The organism is Telluria sp. ZB4P37, assembly GCF_059685855.1.
Genome location: NZ_JCASID010000011.1, coordinates 1 through 16,583 on the forward strand (window position 1 = coordinate 1; position 16,583 = coordinate 16,583).

Consider the following 16,583-nt stretch of genomic DNA (forward strand, 5'->3'; position numbering starts at 1 on the left):
CCTCCCGTGATCAACACGAAGCCTGCCCGAACGCGTCCAAAACAAGCTAGAACAGTGCCCTCGAAGCGGCCGGGGGCACTCTAGTGAAGAGGTATCGAATTATCTTGGACACCAGTGGGTGCCAGCGGGGGTCATGAACAGGTGCAGGCCGCCACCGTCGGCCAGCTTGCTGCCGGGCTTGGCCTTGTCCTTCCACGCCTTGATCGTCTTCTCGGTCAGCCTTTTCTCGATACCCCCAGCCATGGTCATCCTCCAAGATGTTGTGCGTTCGATACCTTGGATAATACCCTCAAAAGTGCTCGGCAGTGTAAGTACAAGGGATGTCCAGTTTGGACGACCTTGTGTATCTTATGATCAACTTCGGGAGGAGTGGGCGTAGAGGGACGGACGAAAAAAAGCCGTCACGATGGACGGCTTCGGACTACTTCGGACTGCGTTGGTCGCGCAATCAAAAAAATGCGGTTGGTGGAGGCGGCGGGAATCGAACCCGCGTCCGCAAGCACTCTACAGACAGTTCTACATACTTAGCACTATCAATTAATTTAACCTGGACAACGGGGATGTGCACCCTTTGTACAAGCGAGTTACCTATTATTTAACAGTCGACTAAGTAACCCAGCCTACTGCGAGCCCCTGTAAATGACTCTACTGCCTTGCGGCCACCCCAGGGGCGAGGTGTTGTAGAGCTAGCAGCAATTAAGCTGCGAGTGCGTACGAGTTATCGTTTGCAGTTATTGATTTTCTGGATGTATTTACGAGGTAACCAGTCCTCGGTATGCCCTGCGCTGCTTCGCAACCCACGTCGAAACCAGGTCGCCCCCAACGAACTTCCATTGTACTCCAATTTGTCTGCGTGCGTAGCACGGCGTAAATCGCGGCGAATGTCAAGCAGTCCGCGATTATGCACAAAGCATGTCAAAACTGCCATATCATGGTCGGGTTACACAGTCTGCATGTGTTCTTTCGACAAGGAATGACAATGGTCTGTATCGTCTGCGGTAATCGTCAAACGGCAGGGCTCGCGGCATGGCATGCGACCTGCCCGGCCTGCCACTATGAAAGTGCGGCGCTGTCGGTGGCGATCAACGAGCATACGGGCCCCGAGGTCAACGAGGCCGAGCGCGAAGCCGGCTTGAAGGCGCTGCGGCTCGAGAACTTCCGCGCGATCGTCCAGTACGCCAAACGGCATGCGCGGCCCGGGGCACGCAGGCTGCTCGACGTGGGCAGCGCCCATGGCTGGTTCCTGGAGACGGCGCGCGACGATTTCGACGTGCTCGGCGTCGAGCCCGACGCGGTGGTCGGTTCGCGCGCCGCGGCGCGTGGCCTGCCGGTGCGCGCCGGCTTCTTCCCGGATGTCTTGCGCGATGACGAACGCTTCGACGTGATCGTCTTCAACGACGTCATCGAACACATCCCGGACATCGGCAGTGCGCTCGAGGCTTGCCGCCAGCGCCTCGACCACGAGGGCATCCTGATCCTCAACCTGCCCAGCAGCCGCGGGTTTTTTTACCAGTTGTCAAAATTTATCGCCCGCCTCGGGTGGCGTACGCCCTTCGAGCGTCTGTGGCAAAAAGACCTGCCATCGCCGCACGTGCATTATTTCAGCCCGCACAACCTGTCGACGCTGGTCGCGGGGCGCGGTTTCGAGCTGGTCGACAGCGCAGAACTGCCGGCCCTGCGCGCCAGGGGCCTGCGCGAGCGCCTGAGCTGCGCGGGCAATGTCTCGCCGCTGTCGCTGTGGGTCCAATACATCGCCATCCTGTGCGCGATTCCCGTGCTGCGCATTTTCCCGAGCGACATCATCGTCTGCATTTTCCGGAAAAAAACCGCAGGCTGAAGGCGCCTGCGGTGTTTGCGGGGGGAAGTGCAGCTTAGCGGTTGCGGTTGGCAATCTCGTTGCCGAGGAAGCCGCCACCGATCACGCCGGCCACGGTAGCAAGCTTCTTGCCGTTGCCGCCGCCGATCTGGTTACCGATCAGGCCGCCGATGACGGCGCCGGTACCGATGCCGACATAGTTCGGCTGGGCCGGTGCCGGGGCAGGCTGCGCGTAGTAGCGCGGCTCGCTGGCGCGGGTGGCCTTGGCGGTATGGTGATGGTGCACCACGCGGGTCTTCTCGACCACGCGCACCACCGGCTTTTCCCTGATTACTTCTTTCACCACCACAGGCGCAGGCTGGGCTGCCTGCTGCATGTAGGCTACCGGCTGGCCTGCCAGCGGCATCGGCTGCTGGTATTGCTGCTGCGGACCGGCCGCCAGCTGCATCGCCATCTGCGGCGTGACCTGGGCTGCCGCAAACGGCGTTGCCCCCTGGCCTTGCACGGCTGCGGCCGGCACCATCACGAGCTGGCCCTGGGCATTGGTCATCGGGACCATTCCTGGCTGCTGGTAGGCATAGGCCGGGTTGGCTGCCAGGGTGTCGGGCGCGCTGTTCGAGCTCGGCAGGAGGCCGGTAATGGCGGCGGCGCCGGTCAGGCTGACGATCACGACCGATGCGGCGGCGGCGGCCATCAGGGGATGAATGCGGTTAAGGCGTGCGGTGGTTTCCATGTTCTGCTCCTAGATGACAATGTGTTGTCGTATGGGAGTAGATTACTGGCAGGCTCGGCTTGGAGATAGACCGGAGCCTGTATCAGTCGTAAGGAGATGTAAGCGGACCAGGCGGCACGCCAGGGGAAAGACTCAGGCCGCGCGCTCGGCCAGGCGTGCCGTTTCCACCACACTGCGCAGGGTCTGCAGCAGGTCGGTCGGGGTGTCGAGCAGGTAGTCCGCGCCCCAGGTGGACGGCTCGATGGCGCCGCAATAGCCCCAGTTGCAGGCGACCGTGAGCATGCCCGCCGCTTGTCCGGCTTCGATGTCGCGCTTGTCGTCGCCCACGTACCAGCAATGCTGCGGATCGACGCCGAGGCGGCGCGCGCCTTCGAGCAGCGGGTCCGGATGCGGCTTGGCGCGCGGGGTGGTGTCGCCCGAGACCACGCAGCCCGCATGCGACAGGCCGATCTGCGGAATCAGGGGATCGGTAAAGCGCGCCGGCTTGTTGGTGACCACGCCCCAGGCCATGCCGGCCTCTTCGATGCCCAGCAGCAGTTCGGCGACGCCGCCGAACAAGGTGCTGTGCACGGCCATGTTGTCCTGGTAGCGGTCGAACCACTGCAGGCGCAGCTCTTCATAGCCCTCATCGCCGGGACCGAGGCCAAAGGCGGCGCCGATCATGCCGCGCGCGCCGGCCGAGGCCGTCGGACGCAGCACCGCGTACGGGGTCGGAGGCAAGCCGCGCTCGGTGCGCAGCCAGTTGACGGCGGCCGCGAGGTCGGGCGCGGTGTCGGCCAGCGTGCCATCGAGGTCGAACAGGATGGCACGCGGTGCCGGCAGGACGGTCGGGAGAGTCATAGGAAGATGAAAAGCCGGATCAGAGAGGTTTGCTGCACGCCACCATGTAGTTCACATCGGTGTCGTTGTTGAGCGAATAGATCTTGGTGAGCGGATTGTAGGTCAGGCCCTTGAGGCTGTCGACCTGCAGGCCGGCCAGGCGCGCATATTGCGACAGTTCGGCCGGCGTGATGAATTTGCCATAGTCGTGGGTTCCGCGCGGCAGCATGCGCAGGATGTATTCCGCGCCGATGACGGCGAACAGGTAGGACTTCGGGTTGCGGTTCAAGGTCGAGAAGAACACATGGCCGCCCGGTTTGACCAGTTTGGCGGCGGCCTGCACGATCGAGGCCGGGTCGGGCACGTGCTCGAGCATTTCCATGCAGGTGACGACGTCGAACTGGCCAGCTTCCGCATCGGCCATCTCTTCGGCCGCGATGTGCTTGTAGCGTACCTCGACCCCCGATTCGAGGCTGTGCAGGTCGGCGACCTTCAGGGCCTTTTTCGACAGGTCGATGCCCGTAACCTTGGCGCCCTTGCGCGCCATCGCTTCGGACAGCACGCCGCCGCCGCAGCCGATGTCGATCACGTTCTTGCCCAGCAGCGGGGCGCGCGCGTTGATCCACTCCAGGCGCAGCGGGTTGATTTCATGTAACGGACGGAATTCAGAGGTCGGGTCCCACCAGCGGTGGGCCAGCTCGCTGAATTTCTGGATTTCTAAGGGGTCTGCGTTCGTGGTCATAGCGGGATAATACTGGAAATGGATTGAGTTGCGGCGCGGAAAATACGTGTGTGGTAAGGCGAGCAAACTGGGGGAGCCAATGCCCGTGGCATTGGCCTCGCCTTCGCGGGTGCGACGCAGGTGTAGTGAGCGTGATGGCACTCGATACTGAGTCCTGCAGCCCATAACCGTCGGTCCCGCGCAGGCGGGGATCCAAGTTTGACGCGTATTACCAATGTACGCACTTGCCGAAAACGAAAAAAAACCCCGCCGCAGCGGGGTCCTTGGCAAAGCTGCCGGAATTACTTGTTGACGGTACGGGTACCGACGACTTCAATCTCCACGCGGCGGTTCTTGGCGCGGCCGGCGGACGTCTTGTTGCTGGCTTCCGGTTGCTTCTCGCCCTTGCCTTCGGTGTAGATACGGTTTTCTTCCACGCCCTTGCCCTTCAGGTAGGTCTTGACGGCTTCAGCGCGACGGATCGACAGTTTCTGGTTGTAGGCATCGGTGCCGATCGAGTCGGTGTGGCCGACGGCAATGATGACTTCCAGGTTCATGTCGCCCAGCTTCGAGCTCAGGTCGTCGAGCGCCGCCTTGCCGGCTGGCTTGAGTACCGCCTTGTCGAAGTCGAAGAAGGCGTCAGCCGAGTACGACACTTTTTCCGAGGTCGGCACGGGAGCCGGTGCAGGTGCCGGGGCAGGAGCCTGCTCGACGACAGCAGGTGGCGGCGGTGGGGGCGGTGCCACGCATCGGCCGTTTTCCAGCTTCTCTGGTGGTACGCAGATTGGCGCATCGCAGCCCGGCACGGCATCGGCCGGGGTCCAGTAGCCGGTACGCCAGCACAGGCCGAAAGGATTACGGGCGATCACGCCGCGGCTGTCCTGGACATAGGCGCTGTGCGGGGTGCGGGCCTTGATGTCGGTGGTCAGCGGTGCATACGGCGGCGCGCTTTGTGCAAACGCGTTGCCTGCCAGAGCCGAAGCGATCAGCAGGAGGGTTGCCAGTTTATTCATATTCTTTTTCCTTTCGGTAAATTCCGTGCGGCAATGCGTTATGCAGCGGGGTGTTGTGGTCAAGATACTAACACGTCCCTAGCCGTGGTCAGTTTCGCATTGTGAAACAAACAATTAATTTCCTGTCTATTTTGCCACAGGCACTTAAAACGTACGACTGCACCTAAATCAAACTTCATGCATATCTCTATTGTACGTTGTTTTACCGCAACATTGAGGCAAATGCACTATGTCCGGATCGACAATACTGGAAGGCTCGGCCGACGCCTCCCGAGTTGCAGAGGAATTGTGCTGGCAATAAGAGGTGCATGGTAGAATCACGAGTTAGTAAACATAACCATCAGCCTGAAAGCAGTCGACCCGCCCAATGGATCAATTCGCAAAAGAAACAGTTCCCATTTCCCTAGAAGAAGAAATGCGCAAGAGCTACCTCGACTACGCGATGAGCGTGATCGTGGGGCGAGCGCTGCCTGATGTGCGCGATGGCCTCAAGCCGGTGCACCGTCGCGTGTTGTACTCCATGCACGAGAGTAATTACAACTTCAACCGCCCGTACGTGAAGTGCGCGCGCGTGGTTGGCGATACCATGGGTAAGTACCACCCGCACGGCGACGCGTCGATCTACGACACGCTGGTGCGCATGGCCCAGGACTTCTCGCTGCGCTACACCCTGGTGGACGGGCAGGGCAACTTCGGCTCGATCGACGGCGACAGCGCCGCGGCGATGCGTTATACCGAGTGCCGGCTGGACAAGATCGCCAGCGAACTGCTGGCCGACATCGACAAGGACACGGTTGACTTCCAGCCGAACTACGACGGCAAGGAAAAAGAGCCGACCGTCCTGCCGACCAAGATCCCCAACCTGCTGATCAACGGTTCGTCCGGCATCGCGGTGGGTATGGCGACGAACATCCCGCCGCACAACCTGTCGGAAATCATCAACGGCGCCCAGCACCTGCTGCGCAACCCGGACTGCACGATCGACGAGCTGATCGAGATCATCCCGGCGCCGGACTTCCCGACCGCCGGCATCATCTATGGCGTCTCGGGCGTGCGCGACGGTTATCGCACCGGCCGTGGCCGTGTGGTGATGCGCGCCAAGACCCACTTCGAAGAGTATGGCAAGGATGGCGGCCGCATCGCGATCATCATCGACGAGCTGCCTTACCAGGTGAACAAGAAGTCGCTGCTCGAGCGTATCGCCGAGAACGTGCGCGACAAGAAGCTCGAGGGCATCAGCGACATCCGCGACGAGTCCGATAAATCGGGCATGCGCGTGGTCATCGAACTCAAGCGCGGCGAAGTGCCGGAAGTGGTGCTGAACAACCTGTACAAGCAGACCCAGCTCCAGGACACCTTCGGCATGAACATGGTGGCGCTGGTCAATGGCCAGCCGAAGCTGCTGAACCTCAAGCAGATGCTCGAGTGCTTCCTGTCGCACCGCCGCGAAGTGGTTACCCGCCGCACCGTGTTCGAGCTGCGCAAGGCGCGCGAGCGCGGCCACATGCTCGAAGGCCTGGCCGTTGCCCTGGCCAATATCGACGACTTCATCGCGATCATCAAGGCCGCGCCGACGCCGCCGATCGCGAAGGTCGAGCTGATGCAGCAGGCCTGGGATTCGTCCCTGGTGCGCGAAATGCTGCTGCGTACCGCCGAAGGCAGCACCATCGGCGGGGTCGAGGCTTTCCGCCCCGAGCACCTGCCGAAGCACTACGGCATGCAGGCCGACGGCCTGTACAAGCTGTCGGACGAGCAGGCCCAGGAAATCCTGCAGATGCGCCTGCAGCGCCTCACCGGCCTGGAGCAGGACAAGATCGTCAACGAGTACAAGGAAGTGATGTCGCACATCGCCGACCTGCTCGACATCCTGTCGCGTCCTGAGCGCGTGACGACCATCATCAGCGACGAGATGGTTCAGATCAAGAGCGACTACGCCGAAAACGGCAAGGACACCCGCCGTTCGGTTATTGAACACAACGCCAGCGACCTCGATACCGAAGACCTGATCACCCCGCAGGACATGGTGGTCACGCTCTCGCACACTGGCTACATGAAGTCGCAGCCGATCGCCGAGTATCGCGCCCAGAAGCGCGGCGGCCGCGGCAAGCAGGCGATGGCGACGAAAGACGAAGACTGGATCGACCAGCTGTTCATCGCCAACACCCACGACTACATGCTGTGCTTCTCGAACCGCGGCCGCATGTACTGGCTGAAGGTGTGGGAAGTGCCGCAAGGCTCGCGGAACTCGCGCGGCAAGCCGATCGTCAACATGTTCCCACTGCAGGACAACGAGAAGATCACGGTCATCCTGCCGCTGTCGGGCGTGAACCGCACCTTCCCGGAAGACCACTACGTGTTCATGTCGACTTCGCTCGGCACCGTGAAGAAGACCCCGCTAAAGGACTTCTCCAACCCGCGCAAGGCCGGCATCATCGCCGTCGACCTGGACGAGGGCGACTTCCTGATCGGCGCCGCACTCACCGATGGCCAGCACGACGTGATGCTGTTCTCGGACGGCGGCAAGGCTGTGCGTTTCGACGAGAACGACGTGCGCCCGATGGGCCGTACCGCGCGCGGCGTGCGCGGCATGAACCTCGAGGAAGGCCAGCAGGTCATCGCGCTGCTGGTGGCCGAGAACGAGCAGCAGTCGGTGCTCACGGCCACCGAGAACGGCTACGGCAAGCGTACCCCGATCACGGAGTACACCCGCCACGGCCGCGGCACCAAAGGCATGATCGCGATCCAGACCAGCGAGCGTAACGGCAAGGTCGTCGCCGCCACCCTGGTCGAGACCACCGACGAGATCATGCTGATCACGACCGGCGGTGTGTTGATCCGCACCCGTGTGTCCGAGATCCGCGAGATGGGCCGAGCGACCCAGGGCGTGACCCTGATCGCAGTGGAAGACGGCACCAAGCTGTCCGGCCTGCAGCGCATCGTCGAGACCGACCTGGAAGAGGTCGAGCTCGAACAAGGTCCGCAGTAACATCCTACGGGGCCGCGACTGCGCGGCCCTTTTTTTATCCGGTCGACGTGATCAACCAACGCGCCGTGTTCTACAAGCGCCCGGTGGGCGGCAAGATGTGCAGCAAACCCAAGGACGAAAGGACCGCATGACGACCCAGGTATTCAATTTTTCGGCCGGCCCGGCCGTCCTCCCGAAGGAAGTGCTGCAGCAGGCGGCCAGCGAGATGCTGGACTGGCACGGCAGCGGCATGTCGGTCATGGAGATGAGCCACCGCGGTCCGGAATTCATCTCGATCTACAAGCAGGCCGAAGCCGACCTGCGCGAACTGCTCGCGGTGCCGCCGAACTACAAGATCCTGTTCATGCAGGGCGGGGGACTGGCGCAGAACGCCATCATCCCGATGAATCTCGCAGGGTGCTGCGGCCAGCCGGCCACCATCGACTTCGTCCACACCGGAACCTGGTCGGGCAAGTCGATCAAGGAAGCGAAACGCTACGCCAACGTGAACATCGCCGCATCCGGCGAAGCGGGCGGCTTCACCTTCGTGCCGCCACAGGACACCTGGCGCCTCACGCCCGGCGCGGCCTACCTGCACATCTGCACCAACGAGACCATCGACGGCGTCGAGTACAACTTCGTGCCCAAGGTCGATCCGCGCCTGCCGGTCGTGGCCGACATGTCCTCGCACATCCTGTCGCGGAAAATCGACGTGTCGCAGTACGGCGTGATCTTCGCCGGCGCCCAGAAGAACATCGGCCCGGCCGGCCTGACGATCGTGATCGTGCGCGACAACCTGCTGAAGGACGCGCTGCCCGATTGCCCCTCGGCCTTCCACTACAAGACCGTGGCCGAGCACGAATCGATGTTCAATACGCCGCCGACCTATGCGATCTATATCGCCGGGCTGGTGTTCGCCCACCTGAAAAAGCAGGGCGGGGTGGCGGCCATGGAACAAACGAATATCGAGAAAGCGCGCCTGCTGTACGCGGCGCTGGACGCCGACGATTTTTACCAGAATCGCGTGGCGCTCGATTGCCGTTCGCGCATGAACATACCGTTCTTCCTGCGCGACGAATCCCTGAACGACCAATTCCTGGCCGGCGCGAAGGCGCGCGGGCTGCTGCAACTGAAGGGCCACAAGTCCGTCGGCGGCATGCGGGCATCGATCTATAACGCGATGCCGCTCGAGGGGGTGCAGGCCCTCGTCGATTATTTGAACGAATTCGCGGGACGGTAAAGCCGTAGGGTGGTCGGCTCTGCCGACCGCGCGTTCAACGAACGCATGCACCGCCGCGTATCACTCAACGCCCGATTTCTGGTTGAAACATATGTCCGAAAAACTCACTCCCTTACGCGAACAGATCGATGCGATCGACGCGCAAATCCTGGATCTCCTGAGCCGGCGCGGCCGCATCGCGCAAGAGGTCGGCCACGTCAAGGCCGAAACCAATGCCCCCGTCTTCCGCCCCGAGCGCGAAACCCAGGTGCTGCGCGGCGTGGCCGAGCGCAATCCCGGCCCGCTCAAGGATGGCGACGTCCAGACTATCTTCCGGGAGATCATGTCGGCCTGCCGCGCGCTGGAAAAGCGCGTCACGGTGGCCTACCTGGGCCCCTCCGGCACCTTCAGCGAGCAGGCCGTATTCCAGCAGTTCGGCACCGCGATCGAGACGCTGCCCTGTGTGTCGATCGACGAAGTCTTCCGCGCCACCGAAGCCGGCACCGCCGACTTCGGCGTGGTCCCGGTCGAGAATTCGTCGGAAGGCGCAATCAACCGCACCCTCGACCTGATGCTGGCCACCACCACAGTCATCAGCGGCGAGATCTCCATTCCGGTCCACCACAGCCTGATGACGAAAACCGGTTCCATGGATGGCGTGACGGTCGTCTGCGCGCATTCGCAGGCGCTGGCACAGTGCCAGGTCTGGCTCAACCTGCACCATCCGGGTATCGAGCGCCGCGCCGTGGCCTCGAACGCGGAAGCGGCGATCCTGGCCAGCCAGGACCCGACGGTCGCGGCGATCGCCAGCGAAATGGCGGGCGAGCAGTATCAATTGGGCGTGGTGCAGGCCCACATCCAGGATGACCCGCACAACCGCACCCGCTTTGCGGTGATCGGCAGTTTGCAGACCGGTCCCTCGGGCCGCGACCACACCTCGGTCGTGCTCGCCGTGCCGAACAAGGCCGGCGCCGTCTACAACCTGCTGGCGCCGCTGGCGAAACACGGCGTGTCGATGACGCGTTTTGAATCGCGCCCGGCGCGCATCGGCACCTGGGAATACTATTTTTATGTCGACATCGAAGGCCACGTACACGATGCGGCCGTCAGCCGCGCGTTGGGTGAGCTGAAAGACAACGCGGCCTTCTTCAAGGTGCTCGGTTCCTATCCGCAGAGCCTCTGAATCCCCCTTTTTACTACTTATTCGAGAATCCCATGTCGCAATTCGGTCCAGATTACGTTCGTGCCATTGCCCCTTACCAGGCCGGCAAACCCATCGCAGAAGTCGCTCGCGAGTTCGGCCTTGACGAAGCCAGTATCGTCAAGCTTGCTTCGAACGAGAACCCGTTCGGCGTGCCGGAATCGAGCCGCGCCGCGATGGCGCAGGCGGCGGCCGACCTGGGCCGCTACCCGGACGCCAACGGCTTCGAGCTGAAGGCGGCGCTCTCGACCCGCTACGACGTCCCGGCCGAGTGGATCACCCTGGGCAACGGCAGCAACGACATCCTGGAGATCGCCGCCCACGCCTTCGTGCAGAAGGGCGAATCGGTCGTCTACTCGCAGTATTCGTTTGCCGTGTATGCGCTGGCGACGCAGGGCGTCGGTGGCCGCGCGATCGTCGTCGCAGCCAAGGACTATGGCCACGACCTGGACGCGATGGCCGCCGCTATTCAAAGCGATACCCGACTGGTCTATGTCGCCAACCCGAACAACCCGACCGGCACCTTCATTGCGGCCGGGCAGATCGAAGCCTTCCTGCAGAAAGTGCCAGGCAATGTCGTGGTGGTGCTGGACGAAGCCTATAACGAATACCTGGCGCCGGAACACCAGTTCGAGTCGAGCGGCTGGGTGCGCAAATACCCGAACCTGGTGGTCTCGCGCACCTTCTCGAAAGCCTACGGCCTGGCCGGCCTGCGCGTGGGCTTCGCCATCGCCCAGCCGGCAGTGACGGACCTGATGAACCGCATCCGCCAGCCCTTCAACGTCAACTCGCTGGCGCAAGCCGCCGCGATCGCCGCGCTGAACGACAAGGAATTCCTGGAGAAGGGCGCCCGCAACAATGCCGAGGGCTACGCGCAGATGACTGCGGCCTTCGAGGAACTGGGCCTGGAATACGTGCCGTCCTTCGGCAACTTCGTGCTGGTGAAGGTCGGCAGTGACGATGCGGCCGGCGCGCGCGTGAACCTGGCGCTGCTCAAGCAGGGGGTGATCGTGCGCCCGGTCGGCAACTACGGCCTGCCGCAATGGCTGCGCATCTCGATCGGCCTGCCGCAAGAGAATGCCACCTTCATCGCAGCTTTGAAGAAGGCCCTGACTTGATGATCGAGCGGCTGGTCATCGTCGGCGCCGGTCTGATCGGCGGTTCGTTCGCGCTGGCGCTGAAGGAGGCTGGCGCAGTACGTACCGTGGCCGGCCTGGGACGTTCGCCGGAAGCGATGGCGCGTGCATTGGAACTCGGTATCGTCGACGAAGTCTGCGCTACTGCCGAAGAAGCCATGCGCGGCGCCGACCTGGTGCTGCTGGCCGCGCCGGTGGGGCAGACCGGGCTAATTCTGGCTTCGCTCCTGCCTTGGCTGGAGCCCTCGACCGTCATCACCGATGCCGGCAGCACCAAGTGCGACGTCGTGGCCGCAGCGCGTGCAGCGCTTGGCGCACGCGTCAATCAGTTCGTGCCGGGCCATCCGATCGCGGGCAGCGAGTCGAACGGGCCGGACGCCGCGATGGCGGGCCTCTATCGCGGCAAGAAGACGGTGCTCACGCCGCTGCCTGAGAACGACGCGGCGCAGGTGGCACGCGTGGCTGACGCCTGGCGCCTGTGCGGCGCGCTGGTCCACACCCTGAGCCCGCAGGACCACGACCGCGTGTTCGCCGCGGTCAGCCACCTGCCGCATTTGCTGGCCTATGCGCTGGTGGACGACATCGCCGCCAAACCGCACGCCGGCATGCTGTTCCAGTACGCCGCCAGCGGCTTTCGCGACTTCACGCGCATCGCCGGCTCCTCCCCCGAGATGTGGCGCGACATCAGCCTGGCCAACCGCGACGCCCTGCTCCACGAGCTCGATGCTTATCTGGCACAATTAACGGCGTTGCGGGCCACCTTGGCAGCCGCCGACGGTCCCGGCCTCGAAGCAGTTTACGCCAACGCGCAGCGCGCGCGGCGCGAATGGATCGAGGCGATCGAGGCCGGCTCGCCCCCGCCGCTTCACCAGGATACCGAATGACGCAGTCTAAACACTACCCCGAGCACATCGACCTGGAGCCGGTCATCCACGTTGAAGGATCGGTTCGCCTGCCTGGTTCCAAGAGCATCTCGAACCGCACGCTGCTGCTGGCGGCACTGAGCGAAGGCCCCACCACCATCCACGACCTGCTGGCGTCCGACGACACCATGGTCATGCTGGGCGCGCTGCGCTCGCTCGGCATCAAATGGGATGAAGTCGACGAACGTACCGTGATCGTCCACGGCAACGGCGGCGTGCTGCCAGTCCACCAGGCCGACCTCTTCATGGGCAATGCCGGCACCGCGATCCGTCCGCTGACGGCGGCTTTGGCTGTGATCGGCGGCGACTACACCCTGCATGGGGTCTCGCGCATGCACGAGCGCCCGATCGGCGACCTGGTGGAAGCACTGAACGAAGTCGGCGCGCAGATCGAATACACGGGCGAACCGGGCTTCCCGCCGCTGCGTATCCGCCGCGGCCACATCCACGCCCACCGCATGGCGGTGCGCGGCAACGTGTCGAGCCAGTTCCTGACGGCGCTCCTGATGGCGGCGCCCCTGATGGCGCTAACGCATGCGGTGTCGATCGACGTGGTCGGCGAGCTCATTTCCAAGCCCTATATCGAGATCACCCTGAACCTGATGCGCCGCTTCGGCGTGACGGTGGAGCAGAATGGCTGGGCCTCGTTCACCGTGCATCCGGGCCAGCGCTACACGTCGCCGGGCAGCATTCACGTCGAGGGCGATGCCTCGTCGGCCTCGTACTTTTTGGCGGCCGGCGCGATCGGCGGTGGACCGGTGCGGGTCGAGGGCGTGGGCGAGCACAGCATCCAGGGCGACGTGCGTTTTGCCGACGCACTCGAGCGCATGGGCGCCATCGTCACGCGCGGCGAGAACTGGATCGAGGCGCGTTCGAACGGCGTGTTGAAGGCCATCGACGCCGACTTCAACCATATTCCCGATGCCGCGATGACCATCGCCGTGGCCGCGCTGTACGCGGACGGCCCGAGCACGCTGCGCAACATCGCCAGCTGGCGCGTGAAGGAAACCGACCGCCTGGCCGCGATGGCTACTGAATTGCGCAAGCTCGGCGCCGAGGTGGAGGAGGGGCCGGACTACATCCGCATCACCCCGCCCGAGCAGCTCAAGCCCGCCACCATCGACACCTACGACGACCACCGGATGGCGATGTGCTTTTCGCTCGCTTCGCTGGACGGCAAGGCGCGGCGCGGCAACGCGATGCGCATCAACGACCCGAAGTGCGTGGCCAAGACCTTCCCCGAGTATTTCGAAGCATTCGCGGGGATCGCGAAGAACGAGTTGTTTTAACACCAAAAAAAGAATCTATGCCGAACAATCCCATTCCAGTGATCGCCATCGACGGCCCGACCGCCTCGGGCAAGGGCACGGTCGCGTCGAAAGTCGCCGAGCGCCTGAGCTTTCATTTGCTCGATTCGGGCGCGCTGTACCGCCTGACCGCCTTGCAGGCGCTGCGCCGCGGCCTCGAGCCGCGCGACGAGCATGGCATCGCCAAGCTGGCCGAGCACCTGCCGGCGCGTTTCAATGGCGGCGACATTTACCTGAACAGCGAGAACGTGACGGCTGCGATCCGCGCGGAAGAAGTTGGCAACATGGCGTCGAAAATCGCCGCACTGCCGACCGTGCGCCACGCGCTGTTCGCACTGCAGCTGGGCTTTCGCGAAGCACCCGGCCTGGTGGCCGACGGGCGCGACATGGGCACCGTAATCTTTCCCGGCGCGAAGTTAAAAATTTTCTTGACCGCAAGCGTCAAGGCGCGTGCCGAGCGCAGGTATAAGCAATTGATTGACAAAGGAATTTCTGCTAATATGGACGATCTGCTGGCGGATTTGCAGGCGCGAGACGAGCGCGACACGAATCGCGCGATCGCCCCGCTGGTCCCCGCAGCAGATGCGCATCTCCTCGATACCTCGAACATGACGGCTGCGGAAGCGGCCGAGCAGGTTCTTGCGTGGTATGCGCATGCTTAGTTTTTTAGTTTAGAAATGGCGGTTAGGGCTGACTTAGTTAGCCAGGAGACCGTCATTCCCGCGCAGGCAGGAATCCAGGTTGGGTGCATATCGTTGGCTCGAGTCATCGCCGTGGTACGCATGCAAAATTGGATCCCTGCCTTCGCGGGGACGACGTGCTGGAGGAGGTGGTCGTGGTAACTGGTTCGATGTTCATGAGCCGGTGATGCGAAAACCAAGCACATCACATCGTCCACGTAGGGTGCCTGCAGCGGCAATTCCGTCGCCGCAGGTGTGTTTCAACCTAACCCCAGTTCAGTCTGCATTATCGTCGGCCTGCTGGGCTAACTCGAGTAATAACCTTTATGTCTACTGCAACCACCGAAGCAACCGGTATGGAAAGCTTTGCCGCCCTGTTTGAAGAATCGCTGTCGCGTCAAGACATGCGTTCGGGCGAAGTCATTTCCGCTGAAGTCGTTCGTCTGGATCACAACTTCGTGATCGTCAACGCTGGCCTGAAGTCGGAAGCCTTCATCCCAATCGAAGAATTCAAGAATGACCAGGGCGAACTGGAAGTCGCTGTCGGCGATTTCGTTTCCGTGGCCATCGAATCGCTGGAAAATGGTTTCGGCGATACCATCCTGTCGCGCGACAAGGCCAAGCGCCTGGCATCGTGGCTGGCTCTGGAAAAAGCAATGGAATCGGGCGAGATCGTCACCGGTACCGTCAACGGTAAAGTCAAAGGCGGCCTGACCGTCCTGACCAACGGCATCCGCGCGTTCCTGCCGGGTTCGCTGGTCGACACCCGTCCGGTCAAGGACACCACCCCGTTCGAAGGCAAGACCCTGGAATTCAAGGTCATCAAGCTCGACCGCAAGCGTAACAACGTCGTGCTGTCGCGTCGCGCCGTCATCGAAGCTTCGATGGGCGAAGAGCGCCAGAAGCTGATGGAAACCCTGAAAGAAGGCACCGTGGTTACCGGCGTCGTCAAGAACATCACCGACTACGGCGCGTTCGTGGACCTGGGTGGCATCGACGGCCTGCTGCACATCACCGACCTGGCATGGCGTCGCGTGCGTCACCCGTCGGAAGTGCTGTCGGTTGGCCAGGAAATCACCGCCAAGGTCCTCAAGTACGACCAGGAAAAGAACCGCGTCTCGCTGGGTGTCAAGCAGCTGGGCGACGATCCTTGGACCGGCCTGTCGCGTCGTTACCCACAGAGCACCCGCCTGTTCGGTAAAGTCACGAACCTCACCGACTACGGCGCGTTCGTCGAAGTCGAGCAGGGCATCGAAGGCCTGGTGCACGTGTCGGAGATGGACTGGACCAACAAGAACGTGGCGCCAAACAAGGTTGTCCAGCTGGGCGACGAAGTGGAAGTCATGGTCCTGGAAATCGACGAAGAGCGTCGCCGTATTTCGCTGGGCATGAAGCAGTGCAAGGCGAATCCGTGGGACGACTTCGGTGTCACCCACAAGAAGGGCGACAAGGTCAAGGGTTCGATCAAGTCGATCACCGACTTTGGCGTCTTCATCGGCCTGCCAGGCAACATCGATGGCCTGGTCCACCTGTCGGACCTGTCGTGGACCGAAGCCGGCGAAGAAGCCGTGCGTCGCTTCAAGAAGGGCGACGAGCTGGAAGCAGTGGTCCTGGCAATCGACGTCGAGCGCGAGCGTGTTTCGCTGGGCGTGAAGCAGCTGGAAGGCGACCCGTTCAACAACTTCTCGTCGCTGAACGACAAGGGCACCCTGGTCACCGGCACCGTCAAGTCGGTTGAGCCAAAAGGCGCCGTGATCGCCCTGAGCGACGAAGTCGAAGGCTACCTGCGCGCTTCGGAAATCTCGCGTGACCGCGTGGAAGACGCCGGCACCCACCTGAAAGTGGGCGACAAGGTCGAAGCACTGGTCATCAACATCGATCGCAAGGCTCGCAGCATCCAGCTGTCGATCAAGGCGAAAGACAATGTCGAGACCCAGGAAGCAATGAGCAAGCTGGCCAACGACAACAGCGCAGCCACCGGCACCACCAGCCTGGGCGCACTGCTGAAGGCCAAGTTCGATAACAAAAACTGAGCAAGAACTAATAGTCC

General features: G+C 62.6%; 14 protein-coding genes and 1 other RNA gene. 9 read left to right on the forward strand and 6 right to left on the reverse strand.

Translation table 11 applies throughout. The annotated features are described in order from the left end of the window. Positions 1–99 precede the first annotated feature (99 nt). Both AC56K1_RS16560 and ssrA read right to left on the reverse strand, forming a co-directional pair. Positions 100–243, reverse strand: a complete 144-nt coding sequence (locus AC56K1_RS16560; RefSeq protein ID WP_497158894.1) for a hypothetical protein — start codon at positions 241–243, stop codon at positions 100–102. A 220-nt stretch (positions 244–463) separates the two neighbouring features. Further along, positions 464–821: a transfer-messenger RNA gene (gene ssrA, locus AC56K1_RS16565) on the reverse strand. Positions 822–979: 158 nt separating this feature from the next. Between ssrA and AC56K1_RS16570 the strand changes: the two genes are divergently transcribed. Then, entirely contained in the window at positions 980–1,837 is an 858-nt protein-coding gene (locus AC56K1_RS16570) for a class I SAM-dependent methyltransferase (RefSeq protein WP_497158895.1), read from the forward strand. A gap of 34 nt (positions 1,838–1,871) precedes the next feature. Here the strand turns inward: AC56K1_RS16570 and AC56K1_RS16575 are convergent, their stop codons facing one another. The 4 genes from AC56K1_RS16575 to ompA all read right to left on the reverse strand — a co-directional run bounded on the left by AC56K1_RS16575 (position 1,872) and on the right by ompA (position 5,102). Continuing rightward, entirely contained in the window at positions 1,872–2,549 is a 678-nt protein-coding gene (locus AC56K1_RS16575; RefSeq protein WP_497158896.1) for a glycine zipper 2TM domain-containing protein, read from the reverse strand. 132 nt (positions 2,550–2,681) lie between these two features. Continuing rightward, complete coding sequence (locus AC56K1_RS16580; RefSeq protein ID WP_497158897.1) at positions 2,682–3,389, reverse strand: HAD family hydrolase; 708 nt, start codon at positions 3,387–3,389, stop codon at positions 2,682–2,684. A 19-nt stretch (positions 3,390–3,408) separates the two neighbouring features. After that, the gene (gene ubiG, locus AC56K1_RS16585; RefSeq protein WP_497158898.1) at positions 3,409–4,110 is read right to left on the reverse strand and encodes a bifunctional 2-polyprenyl-6-hydroxyphenol methylase/3-demethylubiquinol 3-O-methyltransferase UbiG; all 702 of its coding nucleotides are present in this window, start codon (positions 4,108–4,110) and stop codon (positions 3,409–3,411) included. 281 nt (positions 4,111–4,391) lie between these two features. Then, positions 4,392–5,102 (reverse strand): outer membrane protein OmpA, encoded by a 711-nt coding sequence (ompA, locus tag AC56K1_RS16590; RefSeq protein ID WP_497158899.1) that lies wholly within the window; start codon positions 5,100–5,102, stop codon positions 4,392–4,394. A 367-nt stretch (positions 5,103–5,469) separates the two neighbouring features. On the opposite strand from ompA, the gene gyrA reads away from it, so the two are divergent. From gyrA to rpsA, 8 genes are all read left to right on the forward strand, one after another. Next, complete coding sequence (gene gyrA / locus AC56K1_RS16595) at positions 5,470–8,088, forward strand: DNA gyrase subunit A (RefSeq protein ID WP_497158900.1); 2,619 nt, start codon at positions 5,470–5,472, stop codon at positions 8,086–8,088. Between the two features lie 127 nt (positions 8,089–8,215). Continuing rightward, positions 8,216–9,307 carry a 3-phosphoserine/phosphohydroxythreonine transaminase gene (gene serC / locus AC56K1_RS16600; protein WP_497158901.1) on the forward strand — a complete coding sequence of 364 codons (1,092 nt, stop codon included), beginning with the start codon at positions 8,216–8,218 and terminating at the stop codon, positions 9,305–9,307. 91 nt (positions 9,308–9,398) lie between these two features. Further along, a complete protein-coding gene (pheA, locus tag AC56K1_RS16605; RefSeq protein WP_497158902.1) occupies positions 9,399–10,469 on the forward strand; it encodes a prephenate dehydratase in 1,071 nt (356 codons plus the stop codon). 32 nt (positions 10,470–10,501) lie between these two features. After that, the gene (gene hisC, locus AC56K1_RS16610; RefSeq protein ID WP_497158903.1) at positions 10,502–11,605 is read left to right on the forward strand and encodes a histidinol-phosphate transaminase; all 1,104 of its coding nucleotides are present in this window, start codon (positions 10,502–10,504) and stop codon (positions 11,603–11,605) included. Next, positions 11,605–12,507 carry a prephenate dehydrogenase gene (locus AC56K1_RS16615; RefSeq protein WP_497158904.1) on the forward strand — a complete coding sequence of 301 codons (903 nt, stop codon included), beginning with the start codon at positions 11,605–11,607 and terminating at the stop codon, positions 12,505–12,507. Before hisC ends, AC56K1_RS16615 begins: the two co-directional genes overlap by 1 nt. Next, a complete protein-coding gene (gene aroA / locus AC56K1_RS16620) occupies positions 12,504–13,835 on the forward strand; it encodes a 3-phosphoshikimate 1-carboxyvinyltransferase (protein WP_497158905.1) in 1,332 nt (443 codons plus the stop codon). Before AC56K1_RS16615 ends, aroA begins: the two co-directional genes overlap by 4 nt. A gap of 17 nt (positions 13,836–13,852) precedes the next feature. After that, a complete protein-coding gene (gene cmk, locus AC56K1_RS16625; protein WP_497158906.1) occupies positions 13,853–14,515 on the forward strand; it encodes a (d)CMP kinase in 663 nt (220 codons plus the stop codon). Positions 14,516–14,889: 374 nt separating this feature from the next. After that, positions 14,890–16,566 carry a 30S ribosomal protein S1 gene (gene rpsA, locus AC56K1_RS16630; protein WP_489874181.1) on the forward strand — a complete coding sequence of 559 codons (1,677 nt, stop codon included), beginning with the start codon at positions 14,890–14,892 and terminating at the stop codon, positions 16,564–16,566. Positions 16,567–16,583: the final 17 nt, after the last annotated feature.

Excerpts from the sequence above, each read along its gene's own strand:
- AC56K1_RS16560 (WP_497158894.1), bottom strand. The coding sequence starts at position 243 with ATGGCTGGGGGTATCGAGAAAAGGCTGACCGAGAAGACGATCAAGGCG.
- AC56K1_RS16570 (WP_497158895.1), top strand. The coding sequence starts at position 980 with ATGGTCTGTATCGTCTGCGGTAATCGTCAAACGGCAGGGCTCGCGGCA.
- AC56K1_RS16575 (WP_497158896.1), bottom strand. The coding sequence starts at position 2,549 with ATGGAAACCACCGCACGCCTTAACCGCATTCATCCCCTGATGGCCGCC.
- AC56K1_RS16580 (WP_497158897.1), bottom strand. The coding sequence starts at position 3,389 with ATGACTCTCCCGACCGTCCTGCCGGCACCGCGTGCCATCCTGTTCGAC.
- ubiG (WP_497158898.1), bottom strand. The coding sequence starts at position 4,110 with ATGACCACGAACGCAGACCCCTTAGAAATCCAGAAATTCAGCGAGCTG.
- ompA (WP_497158899.1), bottom strand. The coding sequence starts at position 5,102 with ATGAATAAACTGGCAACCCTCCTGCTGATCGCTTCGGCTCTGGCAGGC.
- gyrA (WP_497158900.1), top strand. The coding sequence starts at position 5,470 with ATGGATCAATTCGCAAAAGAAACAGTTCCCATTTCCCTAGAAGAAGAA.
- serC (WP_497158901.1), top strand. The coding sequence starts at position 8,216 with ATGACGACCCAGGTATTCAATTTTTCGGCCGGCCCGGCCGTCCTCCCG.
- pheA (WP_497158902.1), top strand. The coding sequence starts at position 9,399 with ATGTCCGAAAAACTCACTCCCTTACGCGAACAGATCGATGCGATCGAC.
- hisC (WP_497158903.1), top strand. The coding sequence starts at position 10,502 with ATGTCGCAATTCGGTCCAGATTACGTTCGTGCCATTGCCCCTTACCAG.
- AC56K1_RS16615 (WP_497158904.1), top strand. The coding sequence starts at position 11,605 with ATGATCGAGCGGCTGGTCATCGTCGGCGCCGGTCTGATCGGCGGTTCG.
- aroA (WP_497158905.1), top strand. The coding sequence starts at position 12,504 with ATGACGCAGTCTAAACACTACCCCGAGCACATCGACCTGGAGCCGGTC.
- cmk (WP_497158906.1), top strand. The coding sequence starts at position 13,853 with ATGCCGAACAATCCCATTCCAGTGATCGCCATCGACGGCCCGACCGCC.
- rpsA (WP_489874181.1), top strand. The coding sequence starts at position 14,890 with ATGGAAAGCTTTGCCGCCCTGTTTGAAGAATCGCTGTCGCGTCAAGAC.